This window comes from Curtobacterium sp. Curtsp22 (assembly GCF_059492135.1).
In genome coordinates this window covers 1,562,759-1,588,565 of sequence record NZ_CP168519.1, presented here as the reverse complement: position 1 = coordinate 1,588,565, position 25,807 = coordinate 1,562,759, and the positions used below count along the sequence as shown (strand labels likewise).

26 protein-coding genes are annotated in these 25,807 nt (G+C 71.6%); 22 read left to right on the top strand and 4 right to left on the bottom strand.

Annotated elements, in window-relative coordinates; translation table 11 throughout:
• Window positions 1-121: 121 nt before the first annotated feature.
• Window positions 122-748 (top strand): hypothetical protein, encoded by a 627-nt coding sequence (locus ACEN8D_RS07480; RefSeq protein ID WP_139199359.1) that lies wholly within the window; start codon window positions 122-124, stop codon window positions 746-748.
• Window positions 749-825: 77 nt separating this feature from the next.
• Here the strand turns inward: ACEN8D_RS07480 and gnd are convergent, their stop codons facing one another.
• Window positions 826-2,283 carry an NADP-dependent phosphogluconate dehydrogenase gene (gene gnd / locus ACEN8D_RS07475; protein WP_083414028.1) on the bottom strand — a complete coding sequence of 486 codons (1,458 nt, stop codon included), beginning with the start codon at window positions 2,281-2,283 and terminating at the stop codon, window positions 826-828.
• Window positions 2,284-2,394: 111 nt separating this feature from the next.
• Here gnd and ACEN8D_RS07470 point away from each other — a divergent pair, with 111 nt between their 5' ends.
• Window positions 2,395-2,934, top strand: coding sequence for a gluconokinase (locus ACEN8D_RS07470; RefSeq protein WP_309887868.1), 540 nt, complete (start codon window positions 2,395-2,397; stop codon window positions 2,932-2,934).
• Here the strand turns inward: ACEN8D_RS07470 and ACEN8D_RS07465 are convergent.
• Window positions 2,921-3,160 (bottom strand): SHOCT domain-containing protein, encoded by a 240-nt coding sequence (locus tag ACEN8D_RS07465; RefSeq protein WP_413399574.1) that lies wholly within the window; start codon window positions 3,158-3,160, stop codon window positions 2,921-2,923. The two genes, ACEN8D_RS07470 and ACEN8D_RS07465, sit on opposite strands and share 14 nt — an antisense overlap.
• Window positions 3,161-3,374: 214 nt before the next feature.
• Between ACEN8D_RS07465 and ACEN8D_RS07460 the strand changes: the two genes are divergently transcribed.
• The 5 genes from ACEN8D_RS07460 (at window position 3,375) to ACEN8D_RS07440 (ending at window position 6,903) form a co-directional block, all read left to right on the top strand.
• On the top strand, window positions 3,375-4,706 hold the full coding sequence (locus tag ACEN8D_RS07460; protein ID WP_413461334.1) for a sensor histidine kinase: 1,332 nt from the start codon (window positions 3,375-3,377) through the stop codon (window positions 4,704-4,706).
• The gene (locus ACEN8D_RS07455) at window positions 4,703-5,395 is read left to right on the top strand and encodes a response regulator transcription factor (protein ID WP_261645677.1); all 693 of its coding nucleotides are present in this window, start codon (window positions 4,703-4,705) and stop codon (window positions 5,393-5,395) included. Before ACEN8D_RS07460 ends, ACEN8D_RS07455 begins: the two co-directional genes overlap by 4 nt.
• Window positions 5,396-5,439: 44 nt before the next feature.
• The gene (locus ACEN8D_RS07450) at window positions 5,440-5,643 is read left to right on the top strand and encodes a ribbon-helix-helix protein, CopG family (RefSeq protein WP_305739221.1); all 204 of its coding nucleotides are present in this window, start codon (window positions 5,440-5,442) and stop codon (window positions 5,641-5,643) included.
• Window positions 5,640-6,020, top strand: a complete 381-nt coding sequence (locus ACEN8D_RS07445) for a type II toxin-antitoxin system death-on-curing family toxin (protein WP_309778827.1) — start codon at window positions 5,640-5,642, stop codon at window positions 6,018-6,020. Before ACEN8D_RS07450 ends, ACEN8D_RS07445 begins: the two co-directional genes overlap by 4 nt.
• A gap of 64 nt (window positions 6,021-6,084) precedes the next feature.
• The gene (locus tag ACEN8D_RS07440; protein ID WP_413398439.1) at window positions 6,085-6,903 is read left to right on the top strand and encodes a sugar phosphate isomerase/epimerase family protein; all 819 of its coding nucleotides are present in this window, start codon (window positions 6,085-6,087) and stop codon (window positions 6,901-6,903) included.
• 102 nt (window positions 6,904-7,005) lie between these two features.
• On the opposite strand, the gene uxaC is transcribed toward ACEN8D_RS07440, so the two are convergent.
• Entirely contained in the window at window positions 7,006-8,445 is a 1,440-nt protein-coding gene (gene uxaC, locus ACEN8D_RS07435; RefSeq protein ID WP_413398440.1) for a glucuronate isomerase, read from the bottom strand.
• 11 nt (window positions 8,446-8,456) lie between these two features.
• Window positions 8,457-9,494 (bottom strand): LacI family DNA-binding transcriptional regulator, encoded by a 1,038-nt coding sequence (locus tag ACEN8D_RS07430; protein ID WP_070416787.1) that lies wholly within the window; start codon window positions 9,492-9,494, stop codon window positions 8,457-8,459.
• Window positions 9,495-9,702: 208 nt separating this feature from the next.
• On the opposite strand from ACEN8D_RS07430, the gene ACEN8D_RS07425 reads away from it, so the two are divergent.
• The 15 genes from ACEN8D_RS07425 to pth all read left to right on the top strand — a co-directional run bounded on the left by ACEN8D_RS07425 (window position 9,703) and on the right by pth (window position 25,736).
• Entirely contained in the window at window positions 9,703-11,061 is a 1,359-nt protein-coding gene (locus ACEN8D_RS07425; RefSeq protein WP_229086828.1) for an ABC transporter substrate-binding protein, read from the top strand.
• A complete protein-coding gene (locus tag ACEN8D_RS07420) occupies window positions 11,061-12,092 on the top strand; it encodes a carbohydrate ABC transporter permease (protein WP_309778831.1) in 1,032 nt (343 codons plus the stop codon). The genes ACEN8D_RS07425 and ACEN8D_RS07420 overlap by 1 nt, the downstream gene beginning before the upstream one ends.
• On the top strand, window positions 12,089-13,042 hold the full coding sequence (locus ACEN8D_RS07415; RefSeq protein ID WP_071303147.1) for a carbohydrate ABC transporter permease: 954 nt from the start codon (window positions 12,089-12,091) through the stop codon (window positions 13,040-13,042). Before ACEN8D_RS07420 ends, ACEN8D_RS07415 begins: the two co-directional genes overlap by 4 nt.
• 93 nt (window positions 13,043-13,135) lie before the next feature.
• On the top strand, window positions 13,136-13,972 hold the full coding sequence (locus tag ACEN8D_RS07410; protein WP_309887883.1) for a sugar phosphate isomerase/epimerase family protein: 837 nt from the start codon (window positions 13,136-13,138) through the stop codon (window positions 13,970-13,972).
• Window positions 13,969-15,165: a Gfo/Idh/MocA family protein gene (locus tag ACEN8D_RS07405; RefSeq protein WP_413398441.1), complete on the top strand. Its 1,197-nt coding sequence runs from the start codon at window positions 13,969-13,971 to the stop codon at window positions 15,163-15,165. Before ACEN8D_RS07410 ends, ACEN8D_RS07405 begins: the two co-directional genes overlap by 4 nt.
• Window positions 15,162-16,049: a sugar phosphate isomerase/epimerase family protein gene (locus ACEN8D_RS07400; RefSeq protein WP_413398442.1), complete on the top strand. Its 888-nt coding sequence runs from the start codon at window positions 15,162-15,164 to the stop codon at window positions 16,047-16,049. Before ACEN8D_RS07405 ends, ACEN8D_RS07400 begins: the two co-directional genes overlap by 4 nt.
• Complete coding sequence (locus ACEN8D_RS07395; protein WP_413398443.1) at window positions 16,046-17,332, top strand: mannitol dehydrogenase family protein; 1,287 nt, start codon at window positions 16,046-16,048, stop codon at window positions 17,330-17,332. Before ACEN8D_RS07400 ends, ACEN8D_RS07395 begins: the two co-directional genes overlap by 4 nt.
• Entirely contained in the window at window positions 17,329-18,681 is a 1,353-nt protein-coding gene (gene manD, locus ACEN8D_RS07390; protein ID WP_309887892.1) for a D-mannonate dehydratase ManD, read from the top strand. The genes ACEN8D_RS07395 and manD overlap by 4 nt, the downstream gene beginning before the upstream one ends.
• A gap of 17 nt (window positions 18,682-18,698) precedes the next feature.
• Window positions 18,699-19,610: a hypothetical protein gene (locus ACEN8D_RS07385; RefSeq protein WP_413461336.1), complete on the top strand. Its 912-nt coding sequence runs from the start codon at window positions 18,699-18,701 to the stop codon at window positions 19,608-19,610.
• An 83-nt stretch (window positions 19,611-19,693) separates the two neighbouring features.
• On the top strand, window positions 19,694-20,911 hold the full coding sequence (locus tag ACEN8D_RS07380) for a sensor histidine kinase (RefSeq protein WP_309887895.1): 1,218 nt from the start codon (window positions 19,694-19,696) through the stop codon (window positions 20,909-20,911).
• A complete protein-coding gene (locus tag ACEN8D_RS07375) occupies window positions 20,908-21,564 on the top strand; it encodes a response regulator transcription factor (RefSeq protein WP_309887897.1) in 657 nt (218 codons plus the stop codon). The genes ACEN8D_RS07380 and ACEN8D_RS07375 overlap by 4 nt, the downstream gene beginning before the upstream one ends.
• A gap of 7 nt (window positions 21,565-21,571) precedes the next feature.
• Window positions 21,572-22,537: a hypothetical protein gene (locus ACEN8D_RS07370; protein WP_309887899.1), complete on the top strand. Its 966-nt coding sequence runs from the start codon at window positions 21,572-21,574 to the stop codon at window positions 22,535-22,537.
• A gap of 296 nt (window positions 22,538-22,833) precedes the next feature.
• Complete coding sequence (locus ACEN8D_RS07365; RefSeq protein ID WP_309887901.1) at window positions 22,834-24,210, top strand: RbtT/DalT/CsbX family MFS transporter; 1,377 nt, start codon at window positions 22,834-22,836, stop codon at window positions 24,208-24,210.
• Window positions 24,211-24,488: 278 nt separating this feature from the next.
• Window positions 24,489-25,121: a 50S ribosomal protein L25/general stress protein Ctc gene (locus ACEN8D_RS07360; RefSeq protein ID WP_309778841.1), complete on the top strand. Its 633-nt coding sequence runs from the start codon at window positions 24,489-24,491 to the stop codon at window positions 25,119-25,121.
• A gap of 30 nt (window positions 25,122-25,151) precedes the next feature.
• Window positions 25,152-25,736 (top strand): aminoacyl-tRNA hydrolase, encoded by a 585-nt coding sequence (pth, locus tag ACEN8D_RS07355; protein WP_070416779.1) that lies wholly within the window; start codon window positions 25,152-25,154, stop codon window positions 25,734-25,736.
• Window positions 25,737-25,807 lie beyond the last annotated feature (71 nt).

Here is a 25,807-nt window from a genome sequence, read left to right as displayed (position 1 = left end):
TCGGGCGTTCACCGGTGCCGGCCAGCCGGTCGCGGGTGGAGCATGCGAGGATCGAGGGGTGCTGAGGCGTCCCGACCGTGTCCCGCGCTTCGGTCGCGCCCGGCGACGGGACCGCCACCCGATGTCGCAGGCACGACGTCTCCTGGTGCTGCGCTGGATCATCGTCGGCGTGTGGGCGGCCCTGCTCACGGCACGCATCATCGTGGTGTCCACCACGCCCGACGCCGACCTGACCTTCTTCGGCATCGCCGAGGTCGCCGTGATCGGTGTCGGCCTCCTCGTGATCGCCGGTGCCGTGCTGCGGGGCTGGTCGCTCCGACGGCGGCACGAGGACGAAGCCCTGGCCCTCGCGATCCGCCGGATCGACCCGACGGTGTGGCTCGTCCCGGCGGCCCCGACCCCGGAGCTCCGGGCATCGGTGGAGTCCGTCCGGCCGGACGTCGCGCTCGGGCATCGGGTGACGTGGGCCTTCGGTGCGACCGAGGCCTCGCTGTGGGAACTCGAGGAACGTCGTGCGACCCGGCTGCTCGTGATCCGGTGGAGCCGGATGGTGCACGTCGGGCTCGAGGACGTGCACGGCGACGGCCGGTCGTGGGCGATCGCCATGCACTACGTCCGGCCCGACGACACGACAGCGGTGGCGACGTTCTTCGTCCGTGCGGCGCCGGGCTCGCGGCGGATGCTGGGCCGGGGCCCACGGATGGAGCGGCTCGTGGCCGACCTCGCGCGCGAACGCATCGTCGCGTAGCGCGTAGCGCGTGGCGGGGAACACGGAGGGCCCCGCCGATCGGCGAGGCCCTCTCGTGGTGCGGTCGTCGCCGCTGCCTAGTGGGTCGACGGTTCCTGTTCGACCTCACGCCGGTCGTCGTCCGACCAGAGCGTGTGGAAGGTGCCGTCCTTGTCGATGCGCTGGTAGGTGTGCGCGCCGAAGAAGTCCCGCTGCCCCTGGATGAGCGCGGCGGGCAGGCGGTCGGAGGCGAGCGAGTCGAAGTACGACAGCGCGGACGAGAACCCCGGCGCCGGGATGCCCGACGCCGCCGCGATGCCGACGATGCGACGCCACGCGGCCTCGCCCTCCTGCACGGCGTTCGCGAAGTACGGGTCCACCAGCAGCGACTCGAGCGAGGGGTTCTTGTCGTACGCCTCGACGATGCGGTTGAGGAACTGCGCGCGGATGATGCAACCGCCACGCCAGATCTTCGCGATGTTGCCGAGGTTGATGTCCCAGCCGTACTCCTTGGCCCCGGCGATGATGAGGTCGAAGCCCTGCGCGTACGCGACGACCTTCGACGCGTAGAGCGCCGCGCGGACGTCGTCCTCGAACCCGTCCGGGACCTCGGCGATGGCGGGACGGTCCGGGAAGGCCTTCTGCACCGCAGCGCGCTGGACCGGCTTGGACGACACCGCGCGGGCGAACACCGCTTCGCCGATGCCGGAGACGGGGATGCCGAGGCCGACCGCGTTCTGCACGGTCCACACGCCGGTGCCCTTCGACCCGGCCTCGTCGCGGATGACGTCGACGAGGGCCTTGCCCGTGTCGGCGTCCTGCTGCTTGAGGACCTCGACGGTGATCTCGATCAGGTAGGACTCGAGGTCGCCGCCGTTCCACTCGTCGAACACCTTCACCAGGTCCTCGACGGACAGCCCGCCGACGCGGCGGAGCAGGTCGTACGACTCGGCGATGAGCTGCATGTCGGCGTACTCGATGCCGTTGTGCACCATCTTCACGAAGTGGCCGGCACCGTCGGTGCCGATGTGGGTCACGCACGGCTCGCCCTCGGCGACGGCGGCGATCGACTTGAGGATCGGGCCGAGGGTCTCCCAGGCCTCCTTCGAACCGCCGGGCATGATCGACGGCCCCTTCAGGGCACCCTCTTCACCGCCGGAGATACCGGTGCCGACGAAGTTGAGACCCTTGTCGCGCAGGTCGTGCTCACGGCGGATGGTGTCGTGGAAGTTGGCGTTGCCGCCGTCGACGATGATGTCGCCTTCCTCGAACCGTTCCGCGAGCTGCTCGATGACCGCGTCGGTGCCCTTGCCCGCCTGCACCATGATGATGGCCGTGCGCGGCTTGGACAGCGAGGCCACGAAGTCGTCGATCGACTCGGACGCGATGAAGCCGGCGTCCGCGTGCTCGTTCAGCAGTTCCTCGGTGCGGGCGTACGTGCGGTTGTAGACCGCGACGGTGTTGCCCTCCCGCGAGGCGAGGTTCCGAGCGAGGTTCGAACCCATCACCGCCAGACCGACCACGCCGATGTTCGCCTGTCCGTTGTTCTCTGCCACGAGGTCTCCTTCGTCCTGACGTTCGGCACCAACCTACGGTCCGCAGCCTGGGACCGCCCGGGTGTTACGGCAACTGGGGACGACTGTTCACCGGCCCAATACGGTGGAGGGATGACCGAGCGCGCTGTCCTCCCGCCCCTGCTCGTGATGGGGGTCTCCGGTTCCGGCAAGTCGACGATCGGGCAGGCCCTCGCCGACGCCCTCGCCGCCGAGGGGCAGCCCACGGTCTTCGTGGACGCGGACGACCTGCACCCCGCCGCGAACAAGGAGAAGATGCGGCAGGGGATCCCGCTCACGGACGATGACCGCTGGCCGTGGCTGGACGCCTGCGCCGCGCGGATCGCCGAGGTCGAGGACTCCGGCCACCGCTGCGTGATGGCGAACTCGGCGCTCAAGCGTGTCTACCGCGACCGGCTCCGCGCCTCGGCGCCGACCCTCGTGATCGCCTTCCTCGACGGCTCGCACGACCTGATCGCCGACCGCCAGGCGCACCGTCACCACGAGTACATGCCGAGCTCCTTGCTCGACTCGCAGTTCGCGACGCTCGAGCGACCGCAGCCGGACGAGGCCGCCGTCACCGTGTCGATCGAGGGCTCGGTCGACGAGACGGTGACGGCGATCCTCTCCGCGCTCTCGGTCACTTCCGGCTGAGCTCGGACAGCCGCGACCGGTACTCCTCGGCGTCGATGTCGCCGCGGGCGAACCGGTCGGCGAGCACCGCGCGGGCGTCCGACCGCGCCCGCCAGTTGCCGCGTCGGAGCACGCCGAACACGAGGAACACGACGAGGAACGCGACGAAGAAGAACGCGGGGAAGACGGGGAACGGGAACCCGCCGCCGTGCCAGTAGGGCGCGGTGGCGGCGATGGTGGTGAGCATGGGGACCTCCTGTGGTCGGTTCGGCGTCGCTGTCACGACCGTCCAAGACTCGGCCCAGGAGGCGCGGCGCGCGTCCGTCCCGCAGCCCCACTTCCGCCTGCTCCCGCAGTCGTAGTGCACGTCCTCCTCCACACCCGACTACTCCCGCGGGAGTAGTCCACAGGTCGTGCGCACGCCCGATGCCGCGGGCGGCAGCCGACCCTAGGCTCGAGCCATGGACACCACCCCGACCCTCGCCGACCCGGCGAGCGACGACACCCGCTGGGTCGGGCGCCGTCGCTTCGCCCGGGTCGGTCGGGTCCTGCCGGTGGCGTTCCTGCAGATCGTCGGGACGCTGCTCGCATCGCGCGTGCTGGTCGGACCGGGTGTCGGGACGGGCTCGGCCAGCCCACCCTGGGCACGGCACGCGTTCACCGGTGCGGTCGATCCGGTGCACCTCGGCCCGCTCGCGATCGGGTTCCTCGTGGCCGGCGTCGTGGTGCTCCCGTGGCGCTGGCGGTGGCCACGGTCGGTGCTGCTCCTGACCCTCGCGACCACGATCGGGTACGCCCTCGTCGTGAGTCCGCGCGGGCCGTTCGTCGCCGCGCTGACGATGGCGCTCGCCAACGCCTGGCTCCGCGGACACCGCTGGTGGGTCGTCGCCTCGGCGGCGCTCGCCGTCGTCGTGCTCCCGACCGCCGATGCCGTCCTCGGCCGCTCGTCCGTGCTCGACCTCAGCGCCGTGCTGCTCTGCATCGCCTGGGTCACGGTGACGATCGCCGTGTCCGAACTCGTCCGGGTCCGGCTCGAGCGGGTCGCGGAACGCCGTCGTCAGCGCGCCGAGGCCGACCGGCGTCGGGCCGCCGACGAACGGGTGCGGATCGCCCGCGAGCTCCACGACTCGGTCGCCCACAGCATGTCCCTCATCAACCTCCAGGCAGGGGTCGCCCTCCACCTCGGCGCCGACCTCCCGGACCAGACGCGGGATTCCCTCGCGAACATCCGCGACTCCAGCCGCGACGCCCTCGTCGAACTCCGCACGATCCTCGGCGTGCTCCGCTCGGTCGACGGAGCGCCCGACGGAGCGCCCGACGGAACGCCCGACGGAGCGCCCGACCGCGAGGGGGCGGAGCGCGCCCCGACCGCCGGCCTCGACCGCGTCGCCGACCTGGTGGAACGAGCGCGTGCCGCGGGCGTCGACGTCACCCTGGCCGTCGACGGCGACCGATCGGCGGTGCACGGCATCACGGACCGGAACGCGTTCCGCATCGTGCAAGAGTCGGTGACGAACGTCATGAAGCACGCCCCCGGACACCGGGCCGACGTGTCGATCTCGATCGGCCCGGACGTCGTGGACCTCGTCGTCGCCGACCGCCCGTCCCAGCCGCGGGTGGCCGACGTCGGCTCCACCGAGCCGCTCGCCCCGACCGGCAACGGGATCATCGGGATGCGCGAACGTGCGAACGCCGTCGACGGCACCCTGTCCGCCGGACCGACGACCGACGGCGGCTGGCGGGTGGCAGCGCGCCTTCCGGTGGTCGGCACCGACCCCGAGGACGCCCGATGACCACGGCCAGCATCGCCCCGGACCCGATCCGCGTGCTCCTCGTCGACGACCAGGTGCTCGTCCGCGCCGGGCTCCGCGCACTCGTCGACGCCGAACCCGGCATGACCGTCGTCGGCGAGGCGGGTGACGGCGACGCCGCGGTGGACGTCGCACGGCGGGAACGCCCCGACGTCGTCCTCATGGACATCCGGATGCCGGGCACCGACGGGCTCGCGGCGACGCAACGGATCTCGGCCGACCCCGAACTCGGGGGCGTGCACGTGGTCATCCTCACCACGTTCGAGGAAGACGACTACGTGTTCGAGGCGATCCGCGGTGGGGCTGCCGGATTCCTCGTGAAGGACACCGAACCGGCCGAACTGCTCCGGGCGATCCGGACCGTCGTCGCGGGGGAGTCCCTGCTCTCGCCCCGGGCGACCCGTTCCCTGGTCGAGGCGTACGCCACCCACGCGAAGCCGTCGTCCCTCGCGCCGGAGCTGGGCGTCCTGACCGACCGCGAGCGTCAGGTCATGCAGCTCGTGGCCGTCGGCATGACGAACGCCGAGATCGCCCAGCACCTCTTCGTCAGCCCGATGACCACGAAGACCCACGTCTCCCGGGCGATGATCAAGCTCGGCGCCCGCGACCGCGCCCAGCTCGTCGTCTTCGCCTACGAGACCGGCCTCGTGACCCCGGGCTGGCGCCCGTGACCAGCCTCCTCGCTGCAGGTATCACGAGTGATACCATCAACCGCATGGCCATGACGCTCCGACTCGACGACGACGAAGCGAGCGCGCTGCGGAAGCGCGCCGATCTCGAAGAGCGCTCGATGCAGGAGATCGCCCGGGCCGCGATCCGTGAGTACATCGAGCACCACAGCCGGAGCGACCTGATCGACAGCATCCTCGACCGCGAACTCCCGCGGTACGCCGAGGCGCTGGAACGGCTCGGTCGGTGATCCACCTCACCACCGACGAAGCGCTGCACATCGCTCGTCGGACGCTCGGCGACGGATTCCTCCTCCGCGATGTCGGGTTGCTCGAAGCCGCCGTCGCGCGGCCGGCGACATCGGTCGGCGGTGCTGATGCCTACCCGACCATCGTCGAGAAGGCCGCGGCGCTCGTGCACTCGGCGGTGCGGAACCACGCCCTCGTCGACGGCAACAAGCGCGTCGGGCTCATGCTCCTCGTCGTCTTCCTCAGCGTGAACGGACGGCGGCTGACCGCGACGAACGACCAGGCGTACGAGTTCATCGTCGCCATCGCGGAGGGACGCCTCGACGCAGTGCCCGAGATCGCCCGAGCGCTCTCCGAGCTCGTCGAGTCCGCCGACTGACCGGACCCGTGGCAACGGACGGCAACGACTGCCGGACCGCCGCACCCCGAGTTGCATGGACCCCATGTCGTTCACCGGATTCGGCGTCGTCGCCGGAGCAGCACTGACCGAGGCCGTCCGTCGCGCGGGCGCCGACCACGTGGAGCCGACGATCGCCGACAACCTGGCGATCCGGCCGAACGGCCACGGCGGCGGCCACGACCACGGCGGCGGCTGGGTGCTCGACGACGGCTACGCCGGCGACCGCTTCCCGTCCTTCGCGATCCTCGTCCCCGGTGACCTCCCGCTGCTGACCGCCGCCCCCGACGCGGTGCGGGGCTACTTCGAGGCCGTCCTCCCGATCGTCCACTCCGTCGCCGACCCGGGCGCGAAGATCGTGTTCGGCTCGGGGACCGCCCGCACGGCACCCGACGGCATGCCCGAGACCGAGGCCCACCGCCGCTTCGCCGAGGTGCTCCGCACGGCACGTGACACCGCCGCGGCGAACGACCTCCGCATCGTGCTCGAGCCGCTGAGCCGCTCGGAGACGAACGTCCTGCACTCCGTCGCCGAGACCGTCCGGTTCCTGGACGAGACGGCGGTCGACGGGGTGGACGTCGTCGCCGACCTGTTCCACATCCGGAACGAGGGGGAGTCGCTCGACGTCCTCCGGGAGCACGGCGCCCGCATCGGCCACGTGCACGTCAGCGATCGCGACCGTCGCCCGCTCGGTGCCGAGGGCGGCGACGACGTCTGGCGCGACTTCCTCGCGGCCGTGCACGACGGTGGCTACCGCGGTCCGGTCTCACTCGAGTGCAACTGGTCCCCGACTCCGGACGCGGCCGAGGCCGAGATCCGGCGGTCCCTCGACCTCCTCCGAGGATCGGGTGCCGAACTCGTGTGACACAGATCCGCACGGTGCGAGGTTCCGTGCTGCGTGCGACGCCGCGAGCGTCCCACCGATCACGGAACCTCGCACACAGCGGCCCGGCCCGGAGCCGCCGCCTCAGAGCTTGAACGTCGCCCTCGGGATGTCCGACACGATCCGAAGCGCCGTCCGCACCGCGTCCTCCTCGGACAGCTCGTGCGTGACCACGAGCGACGCCAGGTAGGCCGCGTCCGCTCGGCGAGCCATGTCGTGCCGCGCCGGGATCGAGCAGTACGCCCGGGTGTCGTCGATGAACCCCGAGGTCTTCGTGAACGACGCCGAGTCGGTGATGGCCGCCCGGTACCGGCCGATCGCCGCGGGGGTGTCGATGAACCACCAGGGAGCGCCGGCGTACACGGCGGGGTAGAAGCCGGCGAGCGGGCCGATCTCGCGGGAGAACACGGTCTCGTCGACGGTGAAGAGCACGAGGTGGAACCCCGGCGCGGTCCCGAACGACTCGAGCAGCGGCCGCAGCGGTTCGGTGAAGGACCCGACCGCGGGCAGGTCGTGCCCGGTGTCCGGCCCGAAGCGCTCGAGCGTGGGGGTGTGGTGGTTCCGCAGCACACCGGGGTGGAGCTGCATGACGAGACCGTCCTCGACGCTCATCTCGGCCCACCGGTAGAGCATGTCGTGGCGGTACGCGACGGCCTCCGACGCGGTCACAGCGGACGGACCCTGCATCGCGGCCGCGTGGATCCGCAAGCGCTCCGAGGCCGACAGCGGCGTCGACCCGGCGTCGAGGACCCCGGTGTCCGTGGCGGTGGCACCGTGCTGGATGAAGTACTGGCGACGTGCGCGCAGAGCCGCCAACAGCCCGTCGTGGCTTCCCGTGTCGATGCCGGCGGCCTCACCGATCGACGCGACCACGTGCCTCCAGTCCGACCCCGACGGGTCGAACACGGCGTCCGCGCGGAACGTGGGGACCACCCGGCCGGTGAAGGTGGGGTCGGCGGCGAGCCGCGCGTGCGCGGCGAGGTCGGCGGTGGGCGCGTCCGTGGTCGCGAGGACCTCGATGCCGAAGGCGTCGAACAGGGCGCGCGGACGGAACGCGGGCGTGGTGAGGAGCTCGGCGATGTGGTCGTACTGGGCGTCCGCGTTCGCGGCCGACGGCTGCTCCGTCAGTCCGAAGACGTCGTGCAGCTCCGTCTCGAACCAGTAGCGGACGGGGGTGCCGAGGAAGTCGTCCCAGTGCTCGGCCAGGTTCCGCCAGATGGATCGTCCTGGAGGCACGGTGCCGGTTCCCGACAGGTCGACGCGACCCAGCGCCTCCAGTCCGACACCATTCGCGTGCAGGAGCCGCAGGACGTAGTGGTCCGGCGTGATGAGCAGCGACGCGGGGTCCTCGAACGGTTGGTCGTCCGCGATGAGGGCGGCGTCGACGTGCCCGTGGGGGGAGATGATCGGCGCGTCCTTGACGGCGTCGTAGACCGTGCGGGCGACCGCTCGCGCTCCCGGGTCGGCTGCGAAGAGCCGGTCCGGGTGCGGGGCGAGCGGCGTGGCGGTGGTGGTCTGGGTCATCGTCGACTCCTTCATGACGCGTGGGGGACGGGTGCGGGACCGGTGGACTCGCGGACGGTGAGGTGGGTCGGCAGCGCGACCGCGCCGCTCATGTGCTCGCCGGGCAGTTCGTCGGCGGGGATCGCGCCGAGCCGGCCGAGGAGCATCCGGATCGCGACCCGGCCGGCCCGCTCGATCGGCGAGGTCATCGTGGTGAGCGGCGGGTTGCAGAAGTCGGCGCCGAAGATGTCGTCGCAGCCGACGATGCTCATGTCCTCGGGGACGCGGACGCCCCGCTCCCGGAGTCGGGCGAGCATGCCGATCGCGATCAGGTCGTTGAACGCGATGCAGGCGGTGGCACCGGCGTGCACCGCGGCGTCGGCGGCCGCTGCTCCGGAATCGACGAACGGCGCGTGCGGCCCGACGCGGCCGACCCGCACACCGAGGCGCTTGGCGACGCGGACGAGGGCCTTCCACCGGCGTTCGTTCGACCACGAGCTGTCCGGGCCGGCGACGTAGAGGATGTCCCGGTGGCCGAGGGACACCAGGTGCTGCACGGCCTGCTCGACCCCGCCGGGGGTGTCGATCAGCACGGAGGGGACCCCGGCGGGCCGGCGGTTCACCACGACGAGCGGGGTGCGTTCGGCGAACCGGGCGATCTGCGCGTCGGACAGTCGCGACGCGGTGAGCACGGCCCCGTCGGCCTTCCCGGCGATCGCGCTGAGGGCGGCCATCTCGGCGTCGGCGGACTCCTCGGTGTCGACGAGGAGCTGCGTCCACCCGGCACCGGCGAGCTGGTGCTGCGTCCCGCGGATGACGTCGAAGTAGAAGGGGTTCGTGATGTCGGACACGAGCACGGCGACCGCGCGGGTCCGGCCGGACGTGAGCGCCCGGGCCTGCGAGTTCGGGACGTAGCCGAGTTCCCGGGCGGCCTGCTGGATGCGCTGTTGCGTCGCCTGGTTCACACGGTCGGGCAGGGAGAGCGCCCGGGACACCGTGGACGGCGCCACACCGGTGGCGTCGGCGATGTCGCGGATGGTCACCCGCCGGGCGGTGTCGGTGTCGGTCACGCTTCCTCCGTCGTCCGGCCTGCGCCTCGGTGCGGTCTGCCGGTGCCTCGGTGCGCCGGTGCGGTCTGCCGGTGCCTCGGTGCGCCGGTGCAGCGAACGTAAACCGGTCTGGCAACAAGTGGCAACCGATTGCCGCATGTTGCCAACCGCGCGACAGTGGGTCGACCGGGCAGTGCCGCCCGGAGGAGGTCTCGAGGAGGAAACCCCCGTGAACACGCGAAGACTTCATGCCCGCACCGTGATCGGTGCCGCGGCCGTGGTCGCCCTCGCTGCGCTGTCCCTCCAGGGATGCGCCGTGGTGAACGGCAGCGGCGACGACCCGAACACCCTCCGCGTCATGATGGGCGCGGACACCACCTACCCCAAGGAACGCAAGCAGTGGCAGCAGGACGTCGCCGCTGAGTTCAAGCGCACCACCGGTGCGAACGTCCAGTGGGAGACGTACTCGTCCGCCCAGGAGGAGCTCACCGCCATCCAGACCAGCGTCATCTCCGGGCAGGGTCCGGACGTGTACGCGATCGGCAGCACGTTCACGCCGACCGCGTACGCCACCGGCGCCTTCGTGGAGATGGGCTCGAAGGAGTGGAAGGCCGTCGGGGGCAAGGACCAGTTCGACCCCGCGTCCTTCGGGATCTCCGGACCGAGCACCTCGAAGCAGATCGGCATCCCGTTCGCCAGCCGACCGTTCGTGATGGCGGTGAACAAGGACCTGCTCGCCGACGCGGGGATCACGGAGATGCCCACGACCTGGGACCAGCTGACCGAGGACGCGAAGGCCACCACCACGGGTGGCCGGCACGGCCTGGCGATCGCCTACGCCGACGGCTTCGACCCGTGGAAGTTCGTCTGGGGCATGGCGCAGAACGCCGGCAACACGATCGTCTCGAAGGACGGCAAGGCGGAGATCGACTCGAAGGCCGTCGAGAACGCCTACCGCACCTACTTCGACTGGGTCACCAAGGACGGCGTCGTCGACAAGGCCGCGATCGGGTGGAACAACGCCCAGGCCCTCGCGCAGTTCACCGAGGGCAAGGCGGCGTTCTTCCCGATGACGACCACCACCGCGATCAACTCGTTCAAGAACACCCCCGTCGACGGCAAGTACGAGTTCGCACTCCTGCCGACGGTGCCCCCGGGAGCCACGTCGCGTCCATCCGGCGGCATCGAGGCGGCGAGCATCCTCTCCGGCGACAACTGGGTCGTGGCCGACTACGGCAAGAAGCAGGACCTGTCGTTCGACTTCATCAAGCAGCTCAGCACGCCCAAGGCGCAGCTCGAGTACTACAAGCTCTTCGGCAACCTGCCGACGAACTCCGACGCCGCGGCCGAACTCGCGGCGGCGAACCCCCAGCTCAAGCCGATCATCGACGCCGGCAAGCTCTCGAAGCCGACCGCCTTCACCGGTGCCTGGTCGGACATCCAACTCTCCCTCGTGGACGTCGTCGTGCAGTCCATCCCGTCGCTCAAGAGCGGCGAGGTCACCGACGACCAGCTCCGGAAGCGTCTGCAGGACGCCCAGAAGGACGCCCAGTCCACGCTCGACCGGCAGAAGAACGGAGGCCTGTGATGACGCAGGTCCAGACCCCCGCGCCGCGCGCGACCGAGTCGCGTGACCGCGAGGTCCGTCCGCACGGCACGACCCCGCTGTACAAGCGGGAGCGTCCCCTCTGGATGCTCCTCCCAGGCGGCGTCCTCATGCTCGCCGTCATCGTGGTGCCGCTCCTCGTGGGCTTCTACATCGCGATGCTCGACCTCGACCAGTACACGCTCCGCCAGTGGTTCAGCGCCCCGTTCGTCGGGTTCGCGAACTTCGCCGAGGCGTTCACCGACTCGCCCCTGCTCCACTCGATCTGGATCTCGGTGTCCATCTCGGTGCTCGTCACCGCGGTCACCGTCCCGATCGGCGTCGCCGCGGCGATCTCGACGCAGAACCGGTTCCCCGGTCGCGGCCTCGTCCGGTCGATCTACCTCATCCCGTACGTGCTCCCCGCGTTCGTCGTCGGCACGTTCTTCCGGACGATGCTCCAGCCGCAGGGCGTCGTGAACTCGATCCTGCACACCGACGTGCTCTGGCTGAACGGCTCCGCGTCGTACTGGGCGCTCGCCGGCGTGATGATCTGGACGAGCTGGCCGTTCGTCTACCTGCTCTCCCTCGCCGGACTGCAGGCGGTCGACAACGAGGTGCACGAGGCCGCCGCACTCGACGGGGTGACCTGGTGGGCGAAGCTCCGCTACATCATCTTCCCGTACCTGCGCGGACCCCTGAGCCTCGCGGTGATCATCGCGATCCTGCACAACATCAACAACTTCACCCTCCCGTTCGTGCTGTTCGGCATCCCGCTGCCGTCGAGCGTCGAGGTGATGCCCGTCCTCACGTACATCGCGAGCTTCCAGTCGTTCCGCTTCGGCCTGTCCGCGGCGATGGCGATCTGCTCCCTCGTGATCGTCGCGATCCCGCTGTTCGTCTACCTGCGGGCCGTGAAGCTCGACACCGGTGACGACGCGGGCCCCGACCGCAAGCAGCGTCGTGCCGACCGGCGCACCCTCGCGGCAGCGACCCCGGCCGCTGCCGCCGACATCGACGGAGCCCGAGCATGAGCGCCTTCACCACCTCCACGCGGACCCGCCCCACGGCGACGCTGACCGAGAGCATCACCGCCGGCGACCGCGGCCGTCGGCACAAGCGCCCGTACGACACCGACGTCACCCGGCTCCTGCCGCGCTGGCTGCTCATCCTCGTGATCGCGGTGATCATCGCGTTCATCGCCGTCCCCGTGCTCTACATCCTGTTCGGGTCGGTCAACTCCGACGTCGCGGTCGCCCGGGGCGAGTACTTCCCCTCGGAGTTCACGCTCGCGAACTACGTGGACATCTGGTCGACGGTCGCACTCGGCGAGGGGCTCGTGAACTCGATGCTCACCGCCGGTGCCGTCGCCGTCGCGAGTGCGGCGCTCGCCGTCTCCACCGCGTACGTGCTGGTCCGGTTCCGCTTCCTCGGACGCCTGACGTTCCTCCGCGGCCTGCTCGCGCTGCAGTCGATCCCCGGCACGCTCCTGCTCCTGCCCGTGTTCGTGGTGTTCTCGAACATCGCGAGCGCCACCGGCGTGCAGATCATCGGCACCCGCTGGGGACTGTTCGTCACCTACCTGACGTTCGCCCTACCGTTCTCGACGTGGGTGATGGTCACGTACCTGCGCGGCCTGCCGAAGGAACTCGAGGAGGCCGCCCGCATCGACGGCGCGTCCAGCACCAAGATCCTCACGAAGATCGTCCTGCCGCTCTCGTGGCCCGGCATCGTCGTGTCGGCGATCTTCGCCTTCCTGCTCGGCTGGAACGACGTCCTGTTCTCGACGATCATGACGACCCCCAACACCCGCACGGTGGCGGTCGTCCTGCAGGTCCTCGGCACCACGCAGGAGGGCGGCGCCGTCCCGATCTACGGCCAGATGATGGCCGCCTCGATCGTCTGCGCGGTTCCGGTCGTGGCGCTCTACCTGATCTTCCAGCGCTACCTGGTCGGCGGTCTCACCGCCGGCTCCGTCAAGTAGCGCTGTGCAGTCCGCCGACTTGTCCACAGACTGCCTGGAGGCGCGGTGCCAGCCCGCCCCGCGCCTCCAGGCTGGTCGCATGAAGGGAATGCAATGACCCAGCCCAGTTGGGAACTCTCCGGTTTCGGCGACGAGATCGACGCCGATCCGGCGATCCAGGTCGCGGTGCTGCAGGCGCTCGGCGCCAGCGCCATCGAGGTCCGCAGCGCGTGGGGGGTGAACGTCGTCGACCTCGACGAGGACCAGCTCGCCGGCCTGCACCGTCTGTTCGAGGACCGCGGGCAGACCGTGTCCGCCATCGCCTCGCCGATCGGCAAGGTGTCGGTCGACGAACCCGTCGAGCACGAGGTCGGACGCCTCGGCCGCGCGATCGTCGCCGCGCACGCCCTCGGCACCACGAACATCCGGATCTTCTCGTTCTACTTCGAGGGCCGGCAGCCCGAAGCCGTCCGCGACGACGTCCTCGTCCGGATGCGCGCCCTGGCCGACCTCGCCGAGCGCGAGGGCGTCACGCTGCTGCACGAGAACGAGAAGGACATCTACGGCGACGTCCCCTCACGCGTGCTCGACATCGTCGAGAGCGTCGGCTCGCCCGCGCTCCGACTCGCCTGGGACAACGCTAACTACGTCCAGTGCGGCGTCAAGCCGTTCACCGACGGATGGGCACAGCTCGCGCCGTACGTCGACTACCTGCAGGTCAAGGACGCCCTCGCCGCCGACTCGTCGGTGGTCCCCGCGGGTGAGGGCGACGGCGAACTGCTGCAGACCCTCACCGCGCTGCGCGACGCCGGGTACTCCGGCTACGCCTCGCTCGAGCCGCACCTCAGCGACTTCACCCACCTCGGCGGATTCTCCGGCCCCGCGGCGTTCGGCCGCGCCGGTCGTGCCCTCCGGAAGCTCACCGACCAGATCGGAGTCACCCTGCGATGACCGAACCCACCCCGCTCAAGCTCGCCGTCGTCGGCGCCGGCGTCATCGGACGCCACCACGCCAAGGTCGCCGTCCACCACCCGGACCTGCAGGTCGTCGCCCTCGTCGACGCGATCCCCGCAGCGGCCACGAGCGCCGCCGACGAGATCGAGGCGATGGGCGTCACCCGCCCCATCACGACGTCCACCATCGAGGAAGCGATCGCGCAGACCGACATCGACGTCGTCGCGATCTGCTCGCCGTCCGGCATGCACGTCCAGCTGGCCGAAGCCGCCCTCGCCGCCGGCAAGCACGTCGTCATCGAGAAGCCCCTCGACACCACGATGCCCCGCGCACGGCAGATCGCCGCACTCGCCGCCTCCGCACGAGCGCGCGGACTGGTGACGAGCGTCATCAGCCAGCACCGATTCGACCCGGCCTCCGCCGCCGTTGCAGCAGCCGCCCACGACGGCGGGTTCGGCACCGTGACCTCCGGCCTCGCGAGCGTCGCCTGGTACCGCTCGCAGGGCTACTACGACTCCGGCGACTGGCGCGGCACCTGGGCGCTCGACGGCGGCGGCGCGGTGATGAACCAGGGCGTGCACACCGTCGACCTGCTCGTCTGGGCGCTCGGCCGTCCGGTCGAGATCTCGGCGCAGACCGGCCTGCTCGCGCACGACCGGATCGAGGTCGAGGACACCGCGGTCGCCACCGTCCGGTTCGCTGGGGGAGCGCTCGGCGTCATCCACTGCACGACCGCCGCGTACCCGGGCCTCTCCGCCCGCTACGCCGTCTACGGCACGCACGGGTCCGCGATCGTCGACGACGACCGCCTGGCGTACTTCCACATCGCCCCCGACGCGGCGACGCTCGAGTCCGCGTCCACCACCGCGAACGCCACGGCCGTCGCCGGCGCGGTCGACCAGAAGGACGAGGTCGTCCCGCCGGAGCACGTCGTCGGCGGCCCGGCCGAACCCGACCACTTCGCCGCCGGTCACGCCCGGCAGTACACCGACATCGTCGCGGCGATCCGCGACGGCCGCGAACCCGGCGTCACGGTCGACGCGGCCCTCGTGTCCCTCGCCACCGTCCGCGGCCTCTACGTCAGCGCGACGCTCGGCAAGCCCGTCCGGATCGACGACGTGATCGAGGGCGCGTACGACGACGTCGTCCCCGTCGTCGGCGCACCCGCAGCAGAAGGAGCCACCCGATGAAGTTCTCCGTGTTCACCGCCTCCACCCCCGACTGGACCCCGTCACAGGCCGCGCAGACACTCGCCGAGCAGGGCTGGGACGGCATCGAATGGCGCATCGTCGACGACCGTCCGGCCTCCGGCGAGACGGTGCCCGCCGGGCGTTCATTCTGGGCCGGCAACAACTCCACGTGGCAGTTCACCGGCATCGAGGACCAGGTCGGCGAGATCGCCCGCACCACCGACGCCGCCGGGCTGGAGTACTCCGGCATCGGCGGGTACCAGCAGGCGTCGAACCGTGACGGCGTCGACACCATGCTCCGCGTCACGAGCGAGCTCGGCGCCCGCCAGGTCCGCGTCTCGATGCCGATGTACCGGCAGGAGAAGGAGCGCACCGGCGAGACCTACACGCAGATCTTCGACCGCACCCGGGCGCACCTCGAGTGGGCCGTCTCGCGTGCGACCGAGCTCGGTGTGAAGGCACTCGTCGAGCTGCACCACATGACGATCACGCCTTCGGCGTCGGCGGCGCTCCGGCTCGTCGACGGCCTCGACCCGGAGCACGTCGGCGTCATCCACGACCTCGGCAACCTCGTGATCGAGGGGTACGAGGACCACCTCGCCGCGTTCGAGCTCCTCGGCCCGTACCTCGCCCACGCGCACGTGAAGAACGCCCGCTGGGTCGACACCGGCGACACCCGGGCCGACGGCAGCACGATCTGGCAGAACGAGTGGGCACCGCTGCGCACCGGCCAGGCGTCCGTCTCCGAGTACCTCGACGCGCTCCGCCAGGTCGGCTACGACGGCTGGGTCACGATCGAGGACTTCTCCACCGACCTCCCGCTCGAGGCCCGCACCGCCGACAACCTGGCGTACCTGCGGTCCCTCGTCCCGGTGTCGGCATGACCGATCGCCGACCCGGCATCGTGCACCTCGGGGTGGGTGCGTTCGCGCGCGCCCACCTCGCCTGGTACACGGCGCACGCCGCCGGCGAGCCGTGGGGCATCACCGCCTTCACCGGACGCTCGCCGGACACGGCCGACGCGCTGGACGCCCAGGGATGCCGGTACACGCTCGTCACCCGGGCCGCCTCGGGCGACGACGCCGAGGTGGTCGACACGATCGTTGCCGCCCACCCGGGCAGCGACTCCTCGACCTGGAGGCACGTTGTCGCGTCCCCGGCGACCACCGTCGTCACGCTGACGGTCACCGAGCAGGGCTACCGGTCCGGTTCCGACATCCCGGCCCGCCTGGTCGAGGGGCTCGAAGCCCGCCGCGCCGCGGGGTCGGGGCGCATCGCGCTCGTCAGCCTCGACAACCTGACCCACAACGGCGACGTGCTCCGTGACGCGGTGACGTCCGCCGTGTCCGACCCGGCGCTGCAGGACTGGGTCGACGCAAACGTCTCGTTCCCCTCGTCGATGGTCGACCGGATCACCCCGGCCACGACCGACGACGACGTGGCGGCGCTGGCGGAGCTCCCCGGTGCGCTCGACGGCGACCGGGTGCCCGTGGTCACCGAACCGTTCGCGGAGTGGGTGCTCGAGGACGGCTTCGCGGGGATCGACCGTCCGGCGTGGGAGACCGCCGGCGTCCGCATCGTCGACGACGTCACCCCGTACGAGCAGCGGAAGCTGTGGCTCCTGAACGGGTCCCACTCACTGCTGGCGTACCTCGGTCTGCAGCTCGGCCACGACACGGTCGCCTCCGCGATGGGCGACCCCGTCTGCCGGGCGGCCGTCGAGCAGCTCTGGGACGAAGCGGCGCTCGAGCTCCCGCTGCCCGCGGCCGAGGTCGCCGCGGCGCGCGACGCCCTGGTCGACCGGTTCGCGAACCCCCGGATCCGGCACACCCTCCGGCAGATCGCCGCCGGCGGCTCCGAGAAGCTCCCCGTCCGCGTGGTCGACGTGCTCCGGCGCCGGCTGGACCGCGACCCGTCCGCGGGCATCGGTCCCGGTGCCGCGACCGCCATCGCGGCGTGGTGGCTGCACCTGACCGAGCAGCCCGACCTGGTGAGCGACGACGGAGCCCCCGGGGCAGACTCGGACGTGCACGACGTGCTGCGCGTCATCGCCCCCGACCTCGACACCACCCCCGTCGTCGCGGCGATCACCGCCGCGGCCGACCGCATCCGTGCCGCGCGGGACACCGCGGAGCGCACGAGAACCGACGAAGGAGTCCACGCATGACCGACACCACGACGAACCCCGCGACCCCGGTGCCGGGTGCGACCGACGCCGGCGCGGCGACCGATCCGACCGCCGGACGTCCGGACACGTGGGCGTCGGCCGACCGTGGGCAGCTGATCGACCGCGCCGAGGTCATCGTCACGAGCCCGAACCGCAACTTCGTGACGCTGAAGCTCACCACCGCCGACGGCGTCACCGGGCTGGGCGACGCCACCCTGAACGGTCGTGAGCTCGCCGTCGCCACCTACCTGTCCGAGCACGTCGTGCCGCTGCTGGTCGGCCGCGACGCGAGCCGGATCGAGGACGCCTGGCAGTTCCTCTACCGCTCGTCGTACTGGCGGCGGGGTCCGGTCACCATGGCCGCGATCGCCGCGGTGGACATGGCGCTCTGGGACATCAAGGGCAAGGTCGCGGGGATGCCCGTGTACCAGCTGCTCGGCGGCGCCTCCCGGACCGGGCTGATGGCGTACGGCCACGCCTCGGGCAAGGAGCTGCCGGAGCTGTTCGACTCCATCCGTGAGCACCAGTCCGAGGGCTACCGCTCGATCCGCGTGCAGACGGGCGTCCCCGGCCTCGAGTCGATCTACGGCATCGCGTCGAACAAGACGACGACGGGGAACGAGGGCGTCCGCTACGACTTCGAGCCCGCGCAGCGCGGTGCGTTCCCCGCGATGGAGGACTGGGACACCCGGGCGTACCTGCGCCACGTGCCCACCGTGTTCGAGGCCGTCCGGAACGAGTTCGGCCCCGAACTGCCCCTGCTGCACGACGGCCACCACCGGATGACCCCGCTGCAGGCGGCGAAGCTCGGCAAGTCGCTCGAGCCGTACGACCTGTTCTGGCTCGAGGACTGCACCCCGGCCGAGAACCAGGAGGCCCTGAAGCTCGTCCGGCAGCACACCACGACGCCGCTCGCGATCGGCGAGGTCTTCAACACGATCTGGGACTTCAAGGACATCATCCGCGACCAGCTCATCGACTACGTCCGCGGTGCCGTGACCCACATGGGCGGCATCTCCCCGCTCAAGAAGACGATGGACTACGCCGCGATGTACCAGATCAAGTCCGGGTTCCACGGGCCGACCGACATCTCGCCGGTGGGCCTCGCGGCGCAGATGCACCTCGGGCTGGCGATCCACAACTTCGGCATCCAGGAGTACATGCAGCACGGCCCGAAGACGAACCAGGTGTTCCGGCAGACCTTCACCTTCACCGACGGGTACCTGCACCCCGGCGACGAGCCGGGCCTCGGGGTCTCGCTCGACGTCGACGAGGCGGGCAAGTACCCCTACGAGCAGGCGTACCTGCCCTTCAACCGCCTCGCCGACGGCACCGTCCACGACTGGTAGCGGGCAAGCTGGGCCGCATGGGGTTCGCGGACGTGGCGAGGGAACTGCTCCTCGTCGCGCCCGCGGACTTCGTCGCCGAGCGGACGGCTCGTCAGCGGGCGGTCCGGAAGGACGACCGTGCCCTCGCGACGGCGATCGGCGGCCTCCGGAAGCCGGCGCCGGCCGCCTGGGTCATCGACCTGCTGGCGCACGAGGGCGCACTGGACGAGGCCGTCGACCTCGGACCCGCCATCCGCCAGGCACAGGCGGACGCCGACCCGGCCGTCATCCGGAAGCTCCGGCGTCAGCGAGCGGGCGTGGTCGACGCGCTCACGCAGGCCGGTGCCGACCTCGCGTCCGATGCCGGGCACCCGGTGACGCCGGCCGTGCTCGACCAGGTGCGGGCGACGATCGAGGCCGCGATGGCGGACCCGCACGCCGGTGCCGCGGTGCGCTCCGGGCTCCTCGTCCGCGCGCTCGAGAGCGCCGGATTCGACGACGTGGACCTCGACGGGGCGCTCGCCGATCCCGATGCGGTGCCCGATGCGTGGTCGGGGAGCGGCGCGGCGCCGATCCCCATCACGGAGGGGAGACGCGCGGCGGGGACGACCCGCGCCTCCCGGAAACCCGACCGCAAGCCGGACCACGAGCCCGAGCCTGCCCCGGACTCCTCACGCGAAACCGACCCGGCCGCCGAACGCCGCGCAGCGCGCGAGGCCGAGACGGCCGCACGGACGGACTCCCGCGACGCCGACGCCGCACTCGACGCGGCCGAGGACGCCCTCGCGACCGCCGAGGCCCGCCGGACCGACCTCGAACGCCAGCTCGCCGACGCCACGGCCGAGGTCACGCGACTCGGGCACGCCCGTGACGATGCCGAGACCACGAGCGACCGAGCCCGCGAAATCCTCGCGGCCGCCCAGCAACACCGACGCGAGGTCGGCCGCTGACCACTGGCCGAGCCTCATCCACTCGGATGAAAGCCGCCTCCAGCGCTCGCTCCCCGCCGGACACCGCCCCTACGCTCGGCCGCATGCGCTTCTTCCTCCGTCGCCGTGCACGGCACCTCGTCGCCCCGATCGCCGGGGCCGTCTACCTCGTGCTGTGGCTCGTCGCCGAGGCCAGCCGCACGGACGCCGACCACGTCGTCGTCCTCGTCGCCTTCGCGGTCGCGATCGGGCTCGCGGCCTGGATGCCGGCGACCGCGCTCGGGATGATCGCCGGTGTGCCACTGCTGCAGGCGCTGCGGCTGCTCGCGCGCCCCGATGCGACGGTCTGGCCCGAGTACCTCGCGATCGCGATCGTCGCCGGCATCGTGGGGGCGGGACGCTCCGACCTCCTGCGGTGGCTCGCGATCCCGGCGCTCGGCGTCGGCAGCGCTGCCGCTGCCTGGGCGATGGTGGTCGCCTCCGCGGCGGACCAGGACGTGTGGGCGACCTGGACGGGGTCCACCGCGGGCACCCGCTCGGACCTGGTGTTCCTCGCGCTGACCATCGCCGGCGGCAGCGGGATCGCCTGGGCGGTCGGCGTGGCGATCGGAGCGACGTGGCGGATCGGCCTCGCCCGGGTCCGCACGGCGCGGGCCGAGCACGAGACCGAGGTGACGAGCGCCGAGTTGCGGGCCGAGCAGGAGCGCGCGCGGATCGCCCGGGACGTGCACGACTCGCTGGCCCACTCGCTCGCCGTCGTGGTGTCGCAGGCGCAGGGGGCGGCGGCGATCGCGGTGCGGGACGAGCACGCTTCCCGGGCACTGCAGGACATCGCCGAGGTCAGTCGTTCCGCACTCGGCGACGTCCGGGCACTCGTCGAGCGGATCCAGGGCGCCGGACCCGACGCGCCGCACGGGCTGACGGATCTGCCCGACCTCGTCGCCGACATGCGCGAGCTCGGTATGGACGCCGTCCTCGAGGAGCACGGCGAGCCCGGTTTCCTCGCTCCGGCCGCGCAGGGCGCCGTGCACCGGATCGTGCAGGAGAGCCTGACCAACGCGCTCAAGCACCAGGGACGCACGGCGACCGTCCGGGTCGTCCTCGACTGGCGGGGCCCCGGGCTCGGCGTGGTCGTCACGTCGACGGGGGCGGTCCCGCTCGTCGTCGCGGACGGTCGCGGTTCCGGCATCGCGGGGATGCAGGAGCGGGCCCGACTGGTCGGCGGGTGGCTGCGGGCCGGGGCCGGCGACGAGGAGCACGAGTTCGTCGTCACCGCGTGGTTGCCCGTGGCGGTCGTCGGCGAGCTGGAGGCGGCCCGGTGACCCCGGTCCGCGTGGCGGTCGCCGACGACCAACGACTCTTCGCGTCGGGCATGCAGATGCTCCTGGACGCACAGCCCGACATGACCTGCGTGGGGACCGCGGGGGACGGTGCCGCGGCCCTGGAATTGTGCGCGTCCGTGCAGCCCGACGTCCTCCTGCTCGACCTGCGCATGCCGGTGCTGAACGGCATCGAGACGCTCGCCCGGCTGGCTGCGACCGGCGAGAACCGGCCCCGGGTGGTCGCCCTCACCACGATCCGCCGCGACGACGCGGTGCTCGCCGCACTCCGGGGCGGGGCGGCGGCGTTCCTCACGAAGGACGCGCTCCCGGACGTCGTGACCGCCACGATCCGCGACGTGCACGAGGGGCGCCCGGCGCCGACCGAGGCCGAGGCGCTCGACCTCCTGCGCGCCCAGGGCGTGCCCGTCGAGACGCACCGACGTGACGAGGTCCTCGACGCCCTGACCGCCCGCGAGCGGGAGGTCTTCCTGCTCGTCGCGAAGGGGCTCAGCAACCAGGAGATCGCCGCTGCCGTGTTCCTCAGCGAGGCGACCGTGAAGTCCCACGTGCGCGCGGTGCTCACGAAGCTCGGACTCCGGAACCGCATCCAGGTCGTCATCACCGCACACGAACGCGGCCTCGTCCGCGCCTAGGGGAACCATGCGACTCACCATCCGTGCCGCGAAGACCGGCACCCTCGCCCTCGTGCTCGTCGGACTCGGCGCCGGCGTCGTGCACGCCCTCCCCGAACCGGCGGACCGAGCGATCGAGCCGACCGTCGAGCGGGACGTCGCCACGTGGGCGATGCCGTTGGACGGCTGGGTCCAGCCGGGGTCGGACAAGGCCTCCTACGGCGAGGACCTCGTCATGCAGCCGTGCCTGCGGAAGGCGGGCATCGACTTCCCGCCGCCGTGGGCGACCATCGACGGCCTCGAAGCGGCCTCGGATGCGGCGGAGCCCCCCGAGCGCGGCAACCCGGCCCCGGCGCTGTCGTCGACCCGCCCGCTCGACGAGGACACCGCGCGGACGCGGGGCTACCACGCGCCGTCGACCGTCGGCGCGAACCGGGACGGCCGCCGCGCGTGGGGTGACGACCCGGAGCGGAACGCCGCCTTCGCCGACGCCTCGCAGTCCGCCGTCACACGCTGTTTCCGCCAGGCCGAACGCACCGTCGGGACCGCCGACGCGGACGGCAGCGTGCAGAGCGCCTCGATGACCGCGAAGCGTCTGACGTTCCTCGCCGGGACGGCCGCGCGGAACGACGAGACGGTCGTGACGGCAGCGGCGCGCTGGCGGACGTGCATGGCGGACGCCGCCGTCGCCGACCTGCCCGGAGCGCCGAGCGAGATGCCCTCGCAGTCGATGCGGATGGACTACGGCACGAACCTGGTGTCGACGCCGGTGCAGGACGCCGAGGTCGCGATCGCCGAGCGGGACGTCGCCTGCCAGGACTCGTCGGGCTACCGCGAGGCGCTGTACGACGCCGAGTGGCAGCGGCTTCTGCACGTGACAGCCTCGGACGCCGCGGTCCTGCGCGCGGCGGAGCCCGATCAACGCGAGGTCGACCGGCACCTCGACGAGTTCATCCGCGACCTGGCACCGGCGGCGCCGTCCGACGTGGACTGACCAGTACTCTGCGAGCGGCCCCGGAGCCCACATCGTTACCCAACAGTTGTCGTTCTTGACGGACTGCGTTGGAGCGGTCTAATCTCGGGCACCATGCTTCGGGCCGGCGATGGTCCGCCGGGTCCGCCCCGACGACAGCACCGGGCGGCCCGGGTACAGGACTCGCATCATCGCCGACGCAGCACCCCACCCGCAGCCACTGCGCGGGCGAGGTGCTGCACGGCGCGCGGCGCACCCCGGAGACATGCCGCGATGCCGGGTCGAGCACTCCGGGACCCCTCCAGGAGAGACGACACATGTCGGAACCCCGCACCGCCCGCACCACCACCCTCACGCCGCCGAACGGCGTCACCGCACCCGAGTCCGGCACCGCCGCACCACCGCCGGCCGCCGCCGTCCGCGAGGGACTCCTCGCCCGCCTCGGCATCCCGCACCCGCTGCGCTGGGGCTTCCTCGGCGTCCTGGTCTTCATGACCGGCGACGGCATCGAGTCGAACTTCATCTCCCCGCACATCGCGGCGGCGCTCGGCTCCGGCGGGGTCGACAGCGCCGCGATGGTGATCGGCCTCTACGGCGTCGCGGTCCTCGTCGCGTCGTACTTCGCCGGAGTGCTGTCCGAGCTCTGGGGCCCGCGCCGGGTGATGACCATCGGCGCCGTGCTCTGGGTCGTGTTCCAGGTCGCGTTCCTCGCGGCGCTGCCCACCGGGTCGGTCGGCCTCATCGCGCTGACGTACTTCCTGCGGGGCCTCGGCTTCCCGCTGTTCGCGTTCTCGTTCCTCTGCTGGGTGAACCACACGGTCGCCCGCGAGCGGAACGCGACCGCCGTCGGCTGGTTCTACGTCGTGTTCACCGGCGGCCTGCCGACGCTCGGCTCGCTCATCGCGATCGGCACCATCCCCGCGTTCGGCGGCGGCCACACCGGGGAGACCTGGTCGATGGCGCTGTCGCTGCTCCTCGTCGCGGTCGGCTGGGCGATCGTCCGGTTCGGCGTGCACGAGCCCACCGGCCTCGGTCGGATCGCGCCGCGCTCGCACTCCGCTGCCCGGGTGATCGCGAGCGGCATCGAGGTCTGCGTCAAGCGCCCGAAGGTCCTGCTCGCGGTCCTCATCCGGCTCGTGAACACCGCCCCGGAGTTCGGCATGTTCGTGATCATGCCCGCGATCATCGGCACGGAGCTCGGTTGGGGCCAGTCGAAGTGGCTGACGATGACCGTGATCGTCTACGCCGGCAACATCCTGTTCAACGCGTTCTTCGGCGCCCTCGGCGACCGCATCGGCTGGATCCGCACCGTGAAGTGGTTCGGCATCGGCGCCTCGGCGATCGGCCTGCTCGCGTGGTGGTACGTCCCGCACCTCGTGCCGGCCGGCTCCGAGTGGGGCTTCTGGCTGGCGACCGCCGCCGGCACCGTCTTCGGCATCATGCTCGCCGGGTTCACGCCGATGGGCGCGATCGTCCCTGCCTTCGCCGGCGAGGAGCGCCGTGGCGCCGCGATGGCCATGTACGCCACCGCAGCGGGTGGTGCGACGTTCCTCGGCAACGCCGTCGTCAGCGCCGTGCTGCCCTGGGGCGGCCCCGGCGGCGTCGTCTGGACGTTCGTCGGCCTCTACGTGCTCGCGTTCGTGGTGCTGTCCTTCCTCAAGGTGCCGGAGGGCGCCGAAGCGGCGGGCCACTGACGCGACCACCTGCGTCCTGGAGGCGCGGTGCGGGCCCGCACCGCGCCTCCAGGCCGCCTGCGCCGACGTCCAGGGCACGGTGCGACACGCCCGGATCGGTCCTGCTAGACTCGGTGACTGACTTCGGCGAGGGCCGCGCATGCGCGGCCGTGATCGACGCGGTGGGAGACCCGGCCCAGCTTGGGAACGTTCCTCACGCGTGCACGCGTTCGAGTTGCAACACCACAGACCCCCACGATGCCGGCACCCCGGTGTCGTCCCCGAGACCAGGAGACACCATGGCCGACTACACCAAGCTCGCAGCGGAAGTCCGCACCAAGTTCGGCAAGGGCGCTGCTCGCAAGCTCCGTGCCGCCGACAAGATCCCCGCGGTCGTCTACGGCCACGGCACCGAGCCGAAGCACATCACGCTGCCCGGCCACGAGACCATGCTGCTCGTCCGTACCGCCAACGCGGTCGTCGACCTCGACATCGAGGGTGCGGCCCAGCTCGCCCTCGTCAAGGACGTCCAGCGTGACCCGGTGCGCCAGATCATCGAGCACATCGACCTCGTGGTCCTGCGCCGCGGCGAGAAGGTCACCGTCGACGTGCCCGTCGTCGTCGAGGGCGAGTCCTTCTCCGGCACCATCCACGTGCAGGACCTCAACACGGTCTCGCTCCTGGTGCTCGCCACCTCGATCCCCGAGCACGTCGTCGTCGACGTCGAGGGCCTCGAGGACGGCACGCAGATCCACGCCTCGCAGCTCCAGCTCCCCGAGGGCGCCGAGCTCGAGACCGACGCCGAGGCACTCGTCGTCGCGATCGTCACCCCGCGTGGCACCGCCGACGACGACGCCGCCGACGAGGCCGCTGCCGAGGCGGGCGCCGAGTCCGGCACCGAGGGCGGCTCCGCCCCGGCCGACTCCGAGTAACACCCCTCCACGGACATCTGGCCGACGCTGATGACAGGCAAGACGCTCGTCGTGGTCGGGCTCGGGAACCCCGGGCCCGGCTACGCGGGCAACCGTCACAACGTCGGCCAGATGGTCCTCGACGAACTCGCCGCTCGCATGGGCGCGACGTTCAAGAAGCACAAGACCCCGAACCAGGTCGCCGAAGGGCGCCTGGTTCCCGGGGGACCCCGCCTGGTGCTCGCCAAGCCCGGGTCGTTCATGAACACCTCGGGTGGCCCGGTCTCGAGCGTGCTCGGGTTCTACAGCGCCACCCCGGCCGACCTCGTCGTCGTGCACGACGAGCTGGACCTGCCGTTCGACACCGTCCGCCTGAAGGGCAGTGGCGGGCACGGCGGGCACAACGGCCTCCGCGACATCATCAAGGCAACGGGGACCAACGAGTTCACCCGCGTGCGGATCGGCATCGGCCGACCCCCCGGGCGCCAGGACCCCGCCGACTACGTGCTGCGTGACTTCTCGCCGACCGAGAAGAAGACGCTGCCGAACCTGCTGGCGGACGGCGCGGACGCGGTCGAGGCGATCGCGGACCTCGGGCTCCTCGCCGCGCAGCAGCGCGTGCACGCCCCGTCTTGAGCGGCGCTGCCCGGTGCCGTGCGTTCGCCGGTCGCGCACAGAGCGGCCGGTGTCAGTGGTGGCCGGTACCA